This window comes from Pseudomonas sp. Pc102 (assembly GCF_018408275.1).
GTDB classification, from domain to species: domain Bacteria; phylum Pseudomonadota; class Gammaproteobacteria; order Pseudomonadales; family Pseudomonadaceae; genus Metapseudomonas; species Metapseudomonas tohonis.
Genome location: NZ_AP021905.1, coordinates 1 through 15,391, shown reverse-complemented (window position 1 = coordinate 15,391; position 15,391 = coordinate 1). Strand labels below are relative to the sequence as shown.

Genomic DNA, 15,391 nt, shown 5'->3' with positions numbered 1-15,391 from the left:
TCAGTGAAGATCATCATCCTCGGTGCGGGACAGGTCGGCGGCACCCTCGCCGAGCACCTGTCCGGCGAAGCCAACGACATCACGGTGGTGGACACCGACGGCGACCGCCTGCGCGACCTCGGCGACCGTCTCGATATCCGCACCGTGCAAGGGCGGGGTTCCTTCCCCACCGTGCTGCGCCAGGCCGGCGCCGACGACGCCGACATGCTGGTGGCGGTGACCAACAGCGACGAGGTGAACATGGTGGCCTGCCAGGTCGCCTACACCCTGTTCCATACGCCGACCAAGATCGCCCGCGTGCGCGAGGCGGCCTACCTGACCCGAGCCGGCCTGTTCGACAACGAGGCCATCCCGGTGGACGTGCTGATCAGCCCCGAGCAGGTGGTCACCAACTACATCAAGCGCCTGATCGAATACCCCGGTGCGCTGCAGGTGATCGACTTCGCCGAGGGCAAGGCCCAGCTGGTGGGCGTCAAGGCCTACTACGGCGGCCCGCTGGTGGGGCAGGAGCTGCGCCAGTTGCGCCAGCACATGCCCAACGTCGATACCCGCGTCGCCGCAATCTTCCGTCGCAACCGCCCGATCACGCCCCAGGGCGACACGGTGATCGAGGCCGACGACGAGGTGTTCTTCATCGCCGCCAAGGCGCACATCCGTGCGGTGATGAGCGAGATGCGCCGCCTGGAGGACAGCTACAAGCGCGTGGTCATCGCCGGTGGCGGCCACATCGGCGAGCGCCTGGCGGAGGCCATCGAGAGCCGCTACCAGGTGAAGATCATCGAGATGAACCCGGCCCGCTGCCGCTACCTCTCCGACACCCTCGACAGCACCGTGGTGCTGCAGGGCAGCGCCTCCGACCGCGACCTGCTGGTAGAGGAGAACATCAACGATGCCGACATCTTCCTGGCGCTGACCAACGACGACGAGGCCAACATCATGTCCTCGCTGCTGGCCAAGCGCCTGGGCGCGCGCAAGGTGATGACCATCATCAACAACCCCGCCTACGTCGACCTGGTGCAGGGCGGCGACATCGACATCGCCATCAGCCCGCAGCTGGCCACCATCGGCACCCTGCTGACCCACGTGCGCCGTGGCGACATCGTCAGCGTGCACTCCCTGCGCCGCGGGGCGGCCGAAGCCATCGAGGCCATCGCCCATGGCGACGCCAAGTCGAGCAAGGTGGTGGGCCGCATGATCGAGGACATCGCCCTGCCGCCGGGCACCACCATCGGCGCCATCATCCGCAACGACGAGGTGCTGATCGCCCACGACGATACGGTGATCGAGTCCGGCGACCATGTGATCCTGTTCCTCGTCGACAAGAAGTACATCCGCGACGCCGAGCGTCTGTTCCAGGTGGGCCTCACCTTCTTCTGAGGCCTGCCCGCCGGATCGCCGCCAACAAGGAGAGCGCCATGCTCGAAGGACTGGAGAAGATGCTCGCCAAGGGCACCGACAACCCGCTGCTGCGCTTCGGCCTGGGCAAGGGCTACCTCGACCAGGGCGACGCCACCCGCGCGGCCGGGCACCTGGCCCGCTGCGTGGAGCAGGACCCGAAGTACTCCGCCGCCTGGAAGCTGCTGGGCAAGGCATTGCAGGCCAGTGGTGACGACTCGGCTGCCCGCGATGCCTGGGAGCGCGGCCTGGCCGCCGCCCGGGCCCATGGCGACAAGCAGGCCGAGAAGGAGATATCGGTGTTCCTCAAGCGCCTGGACCGACAGGCGCCCGCCAGTTGAGCGCCCTCATGCGGATGCATCGTCCCTTCGCCCTCGCCCTGGCGCTGGCCCTGCCGCCTGGTGCCCAGGCCGCCGACCCCAGGGGCCCGTTCACGGTGCTCGACGCCTCGCGCCCACTGTTCGAGGGGGTCAGTAATTCCGACATGGCGATGGCCGATGCCTGCAAGCAGTGGTCGCTGTCGCCGAAACAGGTCGAGCGCTTCTTCCAGCTGGGCGAGCTGCTCGACGGCGTGGTGCTGCACCACCAGTTCTACTGGCTGCCGTGCAGCATCGAGGGGCGCCTGCACGATGGGGCGGGGCAGGTGTGGAACTTCCGCATCAACGGCGCCGCCACGGCCACCACCTGGCGCGGCGACGGGCCGACGCGGGAAGAGTATCGCTGGGGTTGCCGCCGCAAGGGCTGTGAAGACCTGGTGCTGATGGCGGCCGAAGCGGACTAGCGGTCGAGGAAGCGCAACCCGACGCCTTCGCCATCGGCACGCATGATCTCCATCTGCAACACCGGCGCCTCGAAGGGCAGGTCCTGCACCTGGCCGGTGACCACGGTGCCCAGGGGCAACGCGACCAGATCGGGATGACGCACATAGACGCCGCCGTCGGAGAGGTCGCGGGTCTGGGCGAAGAGTTCGCCGAAGCTCTCGTGACTGATCTTGATGCGGCACTTCATCGGAGTGCGCGGGTACTGCCGCTGGTTCGACATCGTCTGTTCGCCATCCTCAGCCGTGGTGTGCCGTTAATAGCCTAAAACCGGGGCGCCGCACAGCGGTGACGGAAAAAAGGCGCCATAAGGCGCCTCAATACCAGCGTTGCTCGCCCTCGGGGCGCTTCTTGAAACGCTTCATGCTCCACATGTACTGGGTCGGGTAGGCACGCACGTAGCGCTCCACCACGCCACTCATGGCCGCGACCGAGGTCTCCACGTCCTCGCTGTACATCGCCTCGGGCGCCGCTTCGAGTATGACCTTGAAGCCTGTGCCGTCGGGCAGGCGCAGCGCATGCAGGAACACGCCACGGGCCTTGCCGCCGGCGAGCATGCCGTGGACGAACTTGCTGGTCAGCGCGGTGGTGCCGAGGAAGGGCACGAAAAGGCCGCTGGAGAGGCTCGGCTCCGGGTCGGCCGGAATGCCCACGGCACCGCCCCGGCGCACTTCCTTGATGACGCTGAGGATGCCTTCGCGGGTGGAGGGGGCCACGCGGTTGCCCAGTTGCACGCGCTGCTTGCGCAGCAGCTCGTCCACCGCCTTCAGCTTCGGCGGGCGGTAGAAGATGATCGGTTTGCACTGGTCGCAATAGAAGTGGTTGAGCACTTCCCAGTTGCCCAGGTGGCTGGTGATGCCCACCACGCCCTTGCCGCTGGCCAAGGCCTCCTGCAGCACGTCCAGGCCTTCCACCTCGCGCACCAGGCCGATGGACTTCTGCGCAGGCCAGATCCAGGCGCAGGCGCTTTCGGTCAGGGTGCGGCCGATGTCCATGAGGCTGAGACGGGTGCGTTCGTCCAGCTCCGCAGCGCTCAGCTCCGGGAAGCACTTGGACAGGTTGATGCGCACCACCTCGCGCGAGCGGTTCGGCAGGCGCCACATCAGCCAGCCGATGGCGGCCCCCAGGCGCTGGACCACGCCCCAGGGCAGCAGAGCGAAGAGCCGCAGAAACCCCACGACCAGCGCGCCTTTGAACTTCTCCACGGGCAACTCCAGGAATCGACGAGGCGCGTATTCTAACCAGCCGCGCGCCAGCGTCGATGACCAATTGGTCCAGACGGAGACTTCAGCCCTTCAGCGCCTGGTAGCGATCGCAGTCGGTGGTGTGGTCCATGACCATCCCGGCGGCCTGCATGAAGGCGTAGCAGATGGTCGGCCCGACGAAGGTGAAGCCGGCCTTCTTCAGCGCCTTGCTCATGGCCTCCGCCTCGGGCGTCACTGCAGGCACCTCGCCACGCCCACTGAAGTGGTTGATGCGCGGCGTGCCGCCGACGAAGGACCAGAGCAGCGCCACCGGGTCCTCCAGGCGCAGCCAGGCCTGGGCGTTCTGCCGCGCGGCCCTGAGCTTGGCCAGGTTGCGGATGATGCCGGGGTCCTGCATGCGCTCCTCGATCTCCTCGTCGCTCATGCGTGCCAGGCGCGCCGCATCGAAGCCGAACATCACCTGGCGGTAGCGCTCGCGCTTCCTCAGCACGGTGATCCACGACAGCCCGGCCTGGAAGCCTTCCAGCAGCAGCATCTCGAAGAGCCACTGCGGATCGCGCTGGGGCACGCCCCATTCGGTGTCGTGGTAGTCGATGTAGAGCGGGTCGTCGTTGCACCAGAAGCAGCGGGGCATGGCATTCCTTCCTGGAACGGGAAAAAGCGCACTATACGCACCCGACTGTATAAAAAACCAGTAATGGAAGAGCCGGAAAACGAGCGTGGGAAGCGCGCGCCGGCCGCCTGTGGATCAATCAGCGAAACGCCTGTGGCTGCTGGGTCCGGCGGGATTCGATCGGGTATACTCCCCGGCTTTGTCGCAGCCTCAGCACAGGTAAATTTCGTGAGCCAGACTATGCCTGCCGTGCGCACCTTCCAAGACCTGATCCTCGCCCTGCAGCAGTACTGGGCGGAGCAGGGTTGCGTGGTGCTGCAGCCCTACGATATGGAAGTTGGCGCCGGCACCTTCCACACCGCAACCTTCCTCCGTGCCATCGGCCCGGAAACCTGGAACGCCGCCTACGTGCAGCCCTCCCGCCGTCCGACCGACGGCCGCTATGGCGAGAACCCCAACCGCCTGCAGCACTACTACCAGTTCCAGGTGGTACTCAAGCCGAACCCGGAGAACTTCCAGGAGCTGTACCTGGGCTCGCTCAAGCGCATCGGCATCGATCCGCTGGTTCACGACATCCGCTTCGTCGAGGACAACTGGGAATCCCCCACGCTCGGCGCCTGGGGCCTGGGTTGGGAAATCTGGCTGAACGGCATGGAAGTCACCCAGTTCACCTACTTCCAGCAGGTCGGTGGCATCGAGTGCTACCCGGTGACCGGCGAGATCACCTACGGCCTGGAGCGCCTGGCCATGTACTTGCAGGGCGTGGACTCGGTCTACGACCTGATCTGGACCGACGGCCCGTTCGGCACCGTCACCTACGGCGATGTGTTCCACCAGAACGAGGTGGAGCAGTCCACCTTCAACTTCGAGCACGCCAACGTGCCGAAGCTGTTCGAACTGTTCGACTTCTACGAGAGCGAGGCCAACCGCCTGATCGAGCTGCAGCTGCCGCTGCCGACCTACGAGATGGTCCTCAAGGCCTCCCACACCTTCAACCTGCTGGATGCCCGCCGCGCCATCTCGGTGACCGAGCGCCAGCGCTACATCCTGCGCGTACGCACGCTGGCCCGCGCCGTGGCGCAAAGCTACCTGCAGGCGCGCGCGCGCCTGGGCTTCCCCATGGCCACCCCCGAACTGCGTGACGAAGTACTGGCCAAGCTGGAGGCGGCAGAATGAGTGCACAAGATTTCCTCGTCGAACTGGGCACCGAAGAGCTGCCGCCCAAGGCCCTCAAGGCCCTCGGTGACGCCTTCCTCGCCGGCATCCTCGCCGGCCTCAAGAGCGCCGGCCTGAGCCACGGCGCCGCCCGCGTCTACGCCGCCCCGCGTCGCCTGGCGGTGCAGATCGAGCAGCTGGCCACCCAGCAGCCCGACCGCAGCGTCAACCTCGACGGCCCGCCGCTGCAGGCCGCCTTCGACGCCGCCGGCAACCCGACCCAGGCCGCCCTCGGCTTCGCCAAGAAGTGCGGCGTCGACCTCGAACAGATCGACAAGAGCGGCCCCAAGCTGAAGTTCAGCCAGACCATCCCCGGCCAGGCCGCGGCCGGCCTGCTGGCTGGCATCATCGAGGCCTCCCTGGCCGCCCTGCCGATCCCCAAGCGCATGCGCTGGGCGGCACGTCGCGAGGAGTTCGTGCGCCCCACCCAGTGGCTGGTCGTGCTGTTCGGCGATGACGTGGTCGAGTGCGAGATCCTCGCCCAGAAGGCGGGCCGCGAATCCCGTGGCCATCGCTTCCACCATCCCGACCAGGTGCGCATCGGCAGCCCCGCCAGCTACCTGGACGACCTGCGCGCCGCCCACGTGCTGGCCGACTTCGCCGAGCGGCGCGAAATCATCGCCCGCCGCGTCGCCGAGCTGGCGGCCGAGCAGAAGGGCAGCGCCGTGGTGCCCGCCGACCTGCTGGACGAGGTCACCGCGCTGGTCGAGTGGCCGGTCCCGCTGGTGTGCTCCTTCGAGGAACGCTTCCTCGAGGTGCCCCAGGAAGCGCTGATCACCACCATGCAGGACAACCAGAAGTACTTCTGCCTGCTGGATGCCAACGGCAAGCTGCTGCCGCGCTTCATCACCGTGGCCAACGTCGAGAGCAAGGACCCGGCACAGATCATCTCGGGCAACGAGAAGGTCGTGCGCCCGCGCCTGACCGACGCCGAGTTCTTCTTCAAGCAGGACAAGAAGCACAAGCTCGAGACCTTCAACGAGCGCCTGAAGAACGTGGTGTTCCAGGCCCAGCTCGGCACCGTGTTCGAGAAGGCCGAGCGCGTTTCAGCGCTGGCCGCCTACGTCGCCGAGCAGGTTGGCGCCGACCCGGTCAAGGCGGCCCGTGCCGGCATCCTCGCCAAGTGCGACCTGGCCACCGAGATGGTCGGCGAGTTCCCCGAGATGCAGGGCATCGCGGGCTACTACTACGCGAAGAACGACGGTGAGGCCGACGACGTCGCCCAGGCGCTGAACGAGCAGTACATGCCGCGCGGTGCCGGCGCCGAGCTGCCGCAGACCCTGACCGGGGCCGCCCTGGCCGTGGCCGACAAGCTGGATACCCTGGTGGGCATCTTCGGCATCGGCATGCTGCCCACCGGCAGCAAGGACCCCTTCGCCCTGCGTCGCCAGGCCCTGGGGGTGCTGCGCATCCTCATCGAGAAACAGCTCGACCTGGACCTCGCCGCCGCCGTGGACTTCGCCATCGCCCAGTACGGTGCCAAGGTGAAGGCCGAAGGCCTGTCCGCCCAGGTGCAGGACTTCATCTTCGACCGCCTGCGCGCACGCTATGAAGACGAAGGCGTGGATGTTGCCGTGTACCTCTCGGTGCGCGCGCTGCAACCCACCTCGGCCCTGGACTTCGACCAGCGCGTGCAGGCCGTGCAGGCCTTCCGCAAGCTGCCGGAAGCCGCCAGCCTGGCCGCCGCCAACAAGCGCGTGTCCAACCTGCTGAGCAAGGCCGAAGGCGCGGTGCCGACCAGTGTCGATGCAGCCCTGCTGCAGGAAGCCACCGAGAAGGCCCTGGCCGAGGCCGTGGCGGCCGCCGAGCGTGCCGTGCAGCCCATGGCGGCGGCTCGCTGCTACAGCGAAGCCCTGGCCCACTTGGCGAGCCTGCGCGAGCCGGTGGACGCCTTCTTCGAAGCGGTGCTGGTCAACGCCGAAGATGCCGCCGTCCGCGCCAACCGCTACGCCCTGCTGGCGAAGCTTCGCGGGCTGTTCCTCGGCGTCGCCGATATTTCGGTATTGGGATAAGCGGTTGCAAGCCACAAGCAGCAAGCCACAAGACCTGGTCTTGAGCACGCTTGCAGCTTGTGGCTTGCCGCTTGAGGCTTGTTAATGAAGTTACTCATCCTCGATCGCGACGGTGTCATCAACCAGGACTCCGACGCGTACATCAAGTCGGTCGACGAATGGATCCCCATCCCGGGCTCCATCGAGGCCATCGCGCGCCTGTCACGTGCTGGCTGGACCGTGGCCGTGGCCACCAACCAGTCGGGCATCGCCCGCGGCTACTACCCCCTGGCAACCCTCGATGCCATGCACGCACGCCTGCGCGAGCTGGTGGCGGAGCAGGGCGGGGAAGTGGGGCTGATCGTGCATTGCCCCCATGGCCCGGACGACGGGTGCGAGTGCCGCAAGCCGAAGCCCGGCATGCTGCACCAGATCGCTGCGCACTACGGCGTACCTCTGGTCGGCGTGTGGTTCGTCGGCGACAGCAGTGGTGACCTGGAAGCCGCTCGGGCCGTCGATTGTCAGCCCGTTCTGGTTAGGACCGGCAAGGGCGAGATCACCCTGGCGAAGGGTTTGCCGGGCGATACCCTGTTATTCGACGATCTGGCGGCGATAGCCGCACACCTTCTCAACTAAGGCCAAGGACACCATGACGACAGTGCAGGCAATCAGAACCTTCTTCTTCTACCTGCTGCTGTCGTCCAGCGCCTTCGTCTGGGGCACGCTGAGCTTCTTCGTCGCCCCCTTCCTGCCGTTCCGGGCCCGCTACCGCTTCGTCGTCTGGCGCTGGTGTCGCTTCGCGACCTGGCTGGCCCGGGTGGTGGCCGGCGTGCGCTATGAGGTGCACGGACTGGAGAACGTACCCGCCGAACCCTGTGTGATCCTGGCCAAGCACCAGAGCACCTGGGAGACCTTCTTCCTCTCCGGCTTCTTCGAGCCACTGAGCCAGGTGGTCAAGCGCGAGCTGCTGTTCGTGCCGTTCTTCGGCTGGGCCATGGCGCTGCTCAAGCCGATCGCCATCGACCGCAACAACCCCAAGGCCGCACTTAAGCAACTGGCCAAGCAGGGTGACGAACGCCTGAAGCAGGGTGCCTGGGTGCTGGTCTTCCCGGAGGGCACCCGCGTCCCGGTGGGGCAGATGGGCAAGTTCTCCCGTGGCGGCACGGCGCTGGCGGTGAATGCCGGCATGCCGGTACTGCCCATCGCCCACAACGCCGGCAGCTTCTGGCCCAAGGAAGGCTGGGCGAAGTACCCCGGCACCATCCAGGTCGTCATCGGACCGCTGATGTTCGCCGAAGGCACCGGCCCCCGCGCCATCGCCGAGCTCAACGACCGCGCCCACGCCTGGGTAGAACAAGCCCAGCGTGAAATCGAAGGCCAGCAACAGCCCTTGGACGAGCCGGTTTCCAGCCAGGCCTGAATTTGTGGATAAGCTGTGGATTAAATACCGGCTTTGTGCCATTTGAATCGCTGAAAGCCCCGGTTGGCGCGGCTTTCAGCAGCAACAGGAAATCTCGGGAAAAAGTGCATAAGCTTCTTTCCGATCGCGCTAACCCTTGAGGTATTTCGAGTCCAGCGCGTTGTAGCAGCGAATGATCCTGTCTCTTCCCGCCGTCGGAAATTGCTTCTCCGTCTGGGCTACCAGCACCGCCGCTTTCACCCTTCCCGAACGCACCAGTCGCTGCATGTAGGCGGCGATCTCCTCGTCGCTGGGCACTGCATTCCGATCTGCATCGCTCATCGCGTCTTCCTTCTTTCCAATCCAATAAAAAGCCCCGGACATGCCGGGGCTTCTTCTTCGAGCCATTCCAGATCCGGACTCAGACGTCGAGGTTGGACACAGCCAGGGCATTGCTTTCGATGAAGTCGCGACGGGGCTCGACCGCATCACCCATCAGGGTGTTGAAGATCTGGTCGGCACCGATGGCGTCCTCGATGGTGACCTTGAGCATGCGGCGCACGTTCGGATCCATCGTGGTTTCCCAGAGCTGCTCCGGGTTCATCTCGCCCAAGCCTTTGTATCGCTGGATGGTGTGACGCTTGGTGCTCTCCGTCATCAACCAGCCCAGGGCTTCCTTGAAGCTGGAGATGGCCTTGCGGCGCTCACCACGCTGCACGAATGCATCCTCTTCCAGCAGATTGTTCAACTGGTCGCCGAGCGCGGTCACCATCTTGTAGTCATTGCTGGCGAAGAAGTCGCGGTTGAAGGTGATGTAGTGGGACAGGCCGTGCGCAACCTGCTCCACTTCCGGCAGCCACAGGTGGCGCTCGCGGTCTTCACGCAGGCTGGCGGAATAGGTGAGGCCCGACTTCTCGGAGGCCCTCAGGCGCTCCTGGAAGGCTTCCAGCCAGGACTGCATGGCAGCCTGGTCAGCCAGTTGCTCCGGGCTCACACGGGGCAGGTAGATCATGTGCTCGGTGAGTTCCTGCGGGTACAGGCGCGACAGGCGCTTGAGGGTACGCATCACCACGCGGTACTCGTTGACCAGGCGCTCCAGGGCTTCACCGGCAAGGCCAGGGGCGCTCTCGTTGACATGCACGCTGGCATCTTCCAGGGCCGACTGGGTCATGTATTCGTCCATGGCCTCGTCGTCCTTGATGTACTGCTCCTGCTTGCCACGCTTGACCTTGTAGAGCGGCGGCTGGGCGATGTAGATGTAGCCACGCTCGATCAGCTCGGGCATCTGACGGAAGAAGAAGGTCAGCAGCAGGGTACGGATGTGCGAACCGTCGACGTCGGCGTCGGTCATGATGATGATGTTGTGATAACGCAGTTTCTCGATGTTGTATTCCTCACGCCCGATACCGCAACCGAGCGCGGTGATCAGGGTGCCGACTTCCTGCGAGGACAGCATCTTGTCGAAACGGGCTTTCTCGACGTTGAGGATCTTGCCCTTGAGCGGCAGGATCGCCTGGGTCCTGCGGTTACGGCCCTGCTTGGCAGAACCGCCCGCGGAGTCACCCTCCACTATGTAGAGTTCGGAGAGGGCAGGGTCCTTCTCCTGGCAGTCCGCCAGCTTGCCGGGCAAGCCTGCGATATCCAGGGCGCCTTTGCGGCGGGTCATCTCACGGGCCTTGCGTGCCGCTTCACGGGCGCGCGCGGCATCGATCATCTTGCCGACCACAGCCTTGGCTTCGTTGGGGTTTTCCAGCAGGAAGTCGGCGAAATACTTGCCCATTTCCTGTTCCACCGCAGTTTTGACCTCGCTGGAAACCAGCTTGTCCTTGGTCTGCGAGCTGAATTTCGGGTCCGGAACCTTGACCGAGATGATGGCGGTGAGACCTTCGCGAGCGTCGTCGCCGGTGGTGGCGATCTTGAATTTCTTCGCCAGCCCTTCCTGCTCGATGTAGTTGTTCAGGTTACGGGTCAGCGCCGAGCGGAAGCCCGCCAGGTGGGTGCCACCGTCGCGCTGGGGAATGTTGTTGGTGAAGCAGAGGATGTTCTCGTTGAAGCTGTCGTTCCACTGCAGGGCCACTTCGACGCCAACGCCATCTTCCTCGCGCTGCATGTTGAAGTGGAAGATCTGGTTCACCACGGACTTGTTGGTGTTCAGGTACTCGACGAACGCCTTCAGGCCGCCCTCGTACTTGAACAGCTCCTCCTTGCCGGAGCGCTCGTCACGCAGGACGATCCCCACGCCCGAGTTGAGGAAAGACAGCTCACGCAGGCGCTTCGCCAGGATATCCCAGCTGAAATGGATATTGTTGAAGGTCTGGCTGGAAGCCTTGAAGTGGACCTCCGTACCGGTTCCATCGGTCTCGCCGACCGGGCGCAGCGGGAACTGCGGGACACCATGGTGGTAGATCTGCTCCCAGACCTGGCCAGCGCGGCGAATGGTCAGGCGCAGCTCTTCGGAAAGCGCGTTCACCACCGACACACCGACACCGTGCAGGCCACCGGACACCTTGTAGGTGTTGTCGTCGAACTTACCGCCGGCGTGAAGCACGGTCATGATGACTTCAGCTGCCGAGACGCCTTCTTCCTTGTGGATATCCACAGGAATCCCACGGCCATTGTCTCGGACGGTGATGGATTCGTCGGTATGGATGGTGATGCTGATCTCGGAGCAGAAGCCCGCCAGCGCTTCGTCGATGGAGTTATCGACGACCTCGAACACCATGTGGTGCAGACCGGTACCATCATCGGTATCGCCGATGTACATACCGGGGCGCTTGCGTACGGCGTCCAGTCCCTTCAGCACCTTGATGCTGGAAGAGTCGTACGTGTTGTTCTCGCTCATGCTTCACTCCGATGATCAAAGGTCTGGGTGATACCGCCATGTTCCACGTGGAACATGGCTACCGGCGTATCCGTTCGCCAGCCGTCCCTCATTAGTTCTCGATCGACACAGGTAATGAACACCTGGCAATCCAAATCGTCCAGCAATCGACACAACGCGCGTCGATGCTGCTCATCCAGTTCAGACGGAAGATCGTCGACCAGATAGATACATTGGCCGTGCTTCGCCTGGTTCAACAGATGGCCTTGTGCGATTCGTAACGCACAGACCACCAGCTTCTGCTGACCACGCGAGAGGATGTCGGCCGCATTGTGCGCTCCAAAGCGCAGTCGCAAGTCGGCTCGTTGAGGGCCAGCCTGGGTGTGCCCCATCTGCTGGTCCCGGAGGAGGGAGGACGCGAGTACTTCTGCAAGCTCTCTGTCCTTGTCCCAGCCGCGGTAGTAACTCAGGCTGAGGGTGTCGAGCTCGACCAACTCACCCAGGGTGCGTTCGAAAACCGGCTTCAGCGCCTGTATGTAAGCCCTTCGGTAGCCATCGATTTCATCGCTGGCCAAGCACAGTTCCCGGTCCCAAGCCGCTTGCGAAACGGCGTCAAGTGTACCATGCCGGAGCCACGAGTTCCGCTGTCTCAGGGCCTTCTGCAGGCGTTGCCAGGCTGGAAGGAAACGAGGTTCCACGTGGAACACTCCCCAGTCGAGGAACTGTCTCCTGATCTTCGGCGCGCCTTCCAGCAAGCGAAAACTATCCGGATTGATCACCTGCAACGGCAGGGTTTCGGCGAGTTGCGCGGCGCTCTTGGCGTTCTGCCCGTCGATCCTGATCTGGAACTCACCCTGGCGATCTCGGGAAATGCCCAGGCTACTGGTACGCCCTTCAAGCAGTTCGACCTGGCCAAAAACGGTGCAGGCCGGTTGTTCATACTGGATGACTGGCTGCAGCTTGGCGCTGCGGAAGGAGCGGGCGAGACCGAGGAGATAGATCGCTTCGAGCAGGCTGGTTTTTCCGCTGCCGTTTGCGCCGTGAATGATGTTGATGCGAGGGGAGGGGGAGAGTGTCACCGGGTGCAGATTTCGCACCGCGGTGACAGTGACGCGGCTAAGGGACATCGAGTGGTTACAGGCGCATCGGCATGACGACGTAAGCGGAGTCGTCGTTGCCCGCTTCCTGGAGCAGGGCGCTGCTGTTGGAGTCGGAGAGGATCAGACGCACCTGGTCAGTGGTCATCACACCCAGAACGTCCAGCAGGTAGCTGACGTTGAAACCGATTTCCAGGTTGCTGCCGTTGTACTCGACGGCCACTTCTTCCTCGGCCTCCTCCTGCTCCGGGTTGTTGGCCTGGATCTTCAGCAGGCTGGAGGCGAGCTGCAGGCGAATGCCCCGGTACTTCTCGTTGGAAAGAATCGCGGTGCGGCTGAACGCTTCGCGCAGTGCCTGGCGATCACCGACCACAAGCTTGTCGCCACCGCGAGGCAGCACACGCTCGTAATCGGGGAACTTGCCGTCCACCAGTTTGGAGGTGAAGGTGAACTCGCCGGTGGTAGCGCGGATGTGGTGCTGACCGAGCACGATGCGTACCTCACCATCCTGCTCGGTGAGCAGGCGGGCCAGTTCGAGGATGCCCTTGCGCGGCACGATGACCTGGTGACGGTCGGCCTGCTCGATGCCGGACTCCATGGAGCACATCGCCAGGCGGTGGCCATCGGTGGCGACGGCACGCAGCAGGTTGGCGCTGACTTCCAGCAGCATGCCGTTCAGGTAGTAGCGGACGTCCTGCTGGGCCATGGCGAAACTGGTGCGCTCGATGAGACGACGCAGCTTGCTCTGTACCAGGCTGAAGGTGAGGGAACCCGGGCCTTCCTCGACTGTGGGGAAATCGTTGGCCGGCAGGGTGGACAGGGTGAACTTGCTGCGCCCGGCCTTGATCAACAGCTTCTGCTCATCGACACGGATATCGATGAGCGCGTCGCTCGGCAGGCTCTTGCAGATGTCCATCAGCTTGCGCGCCGGTACGGTGATCTCGCCAGGCTCGGCGGTCTCTTCCAGGGTCACTCGGCCAACCAGCTCGACTTCGAGGTCGGTGCCGGTCAGCGACAGCTGTTGGCCTTCGACCACCAGCAGGACGTTGGATAGAACCGGCAAGGTCTGGCGGCGCTCGACGACGCCGGCGACCAGTTGCAGGGGTTTCAACAGGGCTTCGCGTTGAATGGTGAAATGCATGGTCTAGTCCCTTGCCTCAATGGGCTGCGCTTGAGCTATCAAGTGGTGAGCGTACGCAGCAGGTTCTTGTAGTCCTCGCGGATATCCGCGTCGGATTCCCTGAGTTCCGCAATCTTACGACAGGCGTGCAGAACTGTGGTGTGGTCTCGTCCGCCAAAGGCGTCGCCGATCTCCGGCAAGCTGTGGTTGGTCAGCTCCTTGGAAAGGGCCATGGCCACCTGGCGTGGACGCGCCACCGAGCGCGAGCGGCGCTTGGAGAGCATGTCCGAGATCTTGATCTTGTAGTACTCGACCACCGTGCGCTGGATGTTGTCGATGCTGACCAGCTTGTCCTGCAGGGCCAATAGGTCCTTGAGCGACTCGCGGATCAGCTCGATGGTGATATCGCGTCCCATGAAGTGGGCGTGGGCAATCACCCGCTTCAGTGCACCTTCCAGCTCACGGACGTTGGAACGGATGCGTTGGGCGATGAAGAACGCGGCATCGTGCGGCAGGTCGACCTTCGCCTGCTCGGCCTTCTTCATCAGGATGGCGACGCGGGTCTCAAGTTCGGGCGGCTCGACGGCAACGGTCAGGCCCCAGCCAAAGCGGGACTTGAGCCGCTCCTCCAGGCCTTCGATCTCCTTCGGATAGCGGTCGCTGGTGAGGATCACCTGCTGGCCGCCCTCAAGAAGGGCGTTGAAGGTGTGGAAGAACTCCTCCTGGGAGCGCTCCTTGCGGGCGAAGAACTGGATGTCGTCGATCAGCAGCGCGTCAACCGAACGGTAGAACCGCTTGAACTCGTTGATCGCGTTCAGCTGCAGCGCCTTGACCATGTCCGCCACGAAACGCTCGGAATGCAGGTAGACGATCTTGGCGTTGGGGTTCTTCTTCAGCAGGTGGTTGCCCACCGCGTGCATGAGGTGCGTCTTGCCGAGGCCAACGCCGCCATAGAGGAACAGCGGGTTGTATCCGTGCTTGGGGTTGTCGGCGACCTGCCAGGCCGCCGCACGGGCCAGCTGGTTGGACTTGCCCTCGACGAAGTTCTCGAAGGTGAAGGTACGGTTCAGGTAGCTGGTGTGCTTGAGCGCACCTTCAACCTGCACCGCGCGCTCGGTGCGCACGGCCGGAGGAGCGGATACCGAGGCGAGGGGATCGAAACCGCCACGGGAGTCTTCCACCGTCTCGACCCGCTGCGCGGCGACCGGTGCCACGGGGGGCGCCGCCATGACCGGAGGGGCGGAGAGAGGGACCGGCGCCACACGCGGCGGCATGCTGCGCTTGCTGCCTATTAATAAGGAGAGGGCGGGTGCAAGCCCGTTGCCACGCTCACCGAGCAGTTCGAGAAGGCGCCCCATGTACTTTTCATTGACCCAGTCCAGCACGAAACGGTTGGGCGCATAGACACGAAGCTCGTCTCCCTCGGCCTCAACCTGCAGCGGGCGGATCCAGGTGTTGAATTGCTGGGCGGGCAGCTCGTCACGCAGTAGCTCGACGCACTGCTGCCAAAGTTCCACTGACACGGATATCCCCCAAAAGGAAAGGAGTACGACGCGAAAAAACAGGCGTCATTGTAGCTGCCGGGGAAAAAGTTATCCACATGAAGAACGCCATTTCACCAAGGAAAATCAAGACGTTATTGGATATCTACGTGCCATTGCAAAGATACCGGAACTTTGTGGATAACCACGCAACAACCCTCTGGACAACCGCCCCC

At 64.1% G+C, this 15,391-nt stretch carries 15 protein-coding genes; 7 read left to right on the top strand and 8 right to left on the bottom strand.

Annotated elements, in window-relative coordinates; all coding sequences use genetic code 11:
- Positions 1 to 3 precede the first annotated feature (3 nt).
- From trkA to PHLH3_RS00065, 3 genes are read left to right on the top strand one after another with little or no spacing between them, the layout of a single operon-like run.
- Positions 4 to 1,377 carry a Trk system potassium transporter TrkA gene (gene trkA / locus PHLH3_RS00075; RefSeq protein WP_021219935.1) on the top strand — a complete coding sequence of 458 codons (1,374 nt, stop codon included), beginning with the start codon at positions 4 to 6 and terminating at the stop codon, positions 1,375 to 1,377.
- Positions 1,378 to 1,415: 38 nt separating this feature from the next.
- Positions 1,416 to 1,736, top strand: coding sequence for a tetratricopeptide repeat protein (locus tag PHLH3_RS00070; protein WP_213627406.1), 321 nt, complete (start codon positions 1,416 to 1,418; stop codon positions 1,734 to 1,736).
- Between the two features lie 8 nt (positions 1,737 to 1,744).
- Entirely contained in the window at positions 1,745 to 2,176 is a 432-nt protein-coding gene (locus PHLH3_RS00065; RefSeq protein ID WP_213627404.1) for a hypothetical protein, read from the top strand.
- Here PHLH3_RS00065 and PHLH3_RS00060 read toward each other — a convergent pair.
- The 3 genes from PHLH3_RS00060 to PHLH3_RS00050 all read right to left on the bottom strand — a co-directional run bounded on the left by PHLH3_RS00060 (position 2,173) and on the right by PHLH3_RS00050 (position 4,052).
- A complete protein-coding gene (locus PHLH3_RS00060; protein ID WP_173174637.1) occupies positions 2,173 to 2,436 on the bottom strand; it encodes a PilZ domain-containing protein in 264 nt (87 codons plus the stop codon). The two genes, PHLH3_RS00065 and PHLH3_RS00060, sit on opposite strands and share 4 nt — an antisense overlap.
- A gap of 94 nt (positions 2,437 to 2,530) precedes the next feature.
- Positions 2,531 to 3,418 (bottom strand): lysophospholipid acyltransferase, encoded by an 888-nt coding sequence (locus PHLH3_RS00055; RefSeq protein WP_173174635.1) that lies wholly within the window; start codon positions 3,416 to 3,418, stop codon positions 2,531 to 2,533.
- A gap of 82 nt (positions 3,419 to 3,500) precedes the next feature.
- A complete protein-coding gene (locus PHLH3_RS00050; RefSeq protein WP_173174633.1) occupies positions 3,501 to 4,052 on the bottom strand; it encodes a DNA-3-methyladenine glycosylase I in 552 nt (183 codons plus the stop codon).
- A gap of 207 nt (positions 4,053 to 4,259) precedes the next feature.
- Between PHLH3_RS00050 and glyQ the strand changes: the two genes are divergently transcribed.
- The 4 genes from glyQ (at position 4,260) to PHLH3_RS00030 (ending at position 8,657) form a co-directional block, all read left to right on the top strand.
- On the top strand, positions 4,260 to 5,207 hold the full coding sequence (glyQ, locus tag PHLH3_RS00045) for a glycine--tRNA ligase subunit alpha (protein ID WP_111259243.1): 948 nt from the start codon (positions 4,260 to 4,262) through the stop codon (positions 5,205 to 5,207).
- Entirely contained in the window at positions 5,204 to 7,258 is a 2,055-nt protein-coding gene (glyS, locus tag PHLH3_RS00040; protein ID WP_213627402.1) for a glycine--tRNA ligase subunit beta, read from the top strand. Before glyQ ends, glyS begins: the two co-directional genes overlap by 4 nt.
- A 78-nt stretch (positions 7,259 to 7,336) precedes the next feature.
- A complete protein-coding gene (gmhB, locus tag PHLH3_RS00035; RefSeq protein WP_213627400.1) occupies positions 7,337 to 7,873 on the top strand; it encodes a D-glycero-beta-D-manno-heptose 1,7-bisphosphate 7-phosphatase in 537 nt (178 codons plus the stop codon).
- Between the two features lie 13 nt (positions 7,874 to 7,886).
- The gene (locus PHLH3_RS00030) at positions 7,887 to 8,657 is read left to right on the top strand and encodes a lysophospholipid acyltransferase family protein (RefSeq protein ID WP_173174629.1); all 771 of its coding nucleotides are present in this window, start codon (positions 7,887 to 7,889) and stop codon (positions 8,655 to 8,657) included.
- A 129-nt stretch (positions 8,658 to 8,786) separates the two neighbouring features.
- Here the strand turns inward: PHLH3_RS00030 and PHLH3_RS00025 are convergent, their stop codons facing one another.
- The 5 genes from PHLH3_RS00025 to dnaA form a co-directional block, all read right to left on the bottom strand.
- Entirely contained in the window at positions 8,787 to 8,978 is a 192-nt protein-coding gene (locus PHLH3_RS00025; RefSeq protein WP_173174627.1) for a hypothetical protein, read from the bottom strand.
- 79 nt (positions 8,979 to 9,057) lie between these two features.
- Positions 9,058 to 11,478: a DNA topoisomerase (ATP-hydrolyzing) subunit B gene (gene gyrB, locus PHLH3_RS00020; RefSeq protein WP_213627398.1), complete on the bottom strand. Its 2,421-nt coding sequence runs from the start codon at positions 11,476 to 11,478 to the stop codon at positions 9,058 to 9,060.
- Positions 11,475 to 12,584, bottom strand: a complete 1,110-nt coding sequence (gene recF, locus PHLH3_RS00015; protein ID WP_213627396.1) for a DNA replication/repair protein RecF — start codon at positions 12,582 to 12,584, stop codon at positions 11,475 to 11,477. The genes gyrB and recF overlap by 4 nt, the downstream gene beginning before the upstream one ends.
- A 7-nt stretch (positions 12,585 to 12,591) precedes the next feature.
- On the bottom strand, positions 12,592 to 13,695 hold the full coding sequence (dnaN, locus tag PHLH3_RS00010) for a DNA polymerase III subunit beta (protein ID WP_173174623.1): 1,104 nt from the start codon (positions 13,693 to 13,695) through the stop codon (positions 12,592 to 12,594).
- 38 nt (positions 13,696 to 13,733) lie between these two features.
- Positions 13,734 to 15,197 carry a chromosomal replication initiator protein DnaA gene (dnaA, locus tag PHLH3_RS00005; protein WP_213627395.1) on the bottom strand — a complete coding sequence of 488 codons (1,464 nt, stop codon included), beginning with the start codon at positions 15,195 to 15,197 and terminating at the stop codon, positions 13,734 to 13,736.
- Between the last annotated feature and the right edge of the window lie 194 nt (positions 15,198 to 15,391).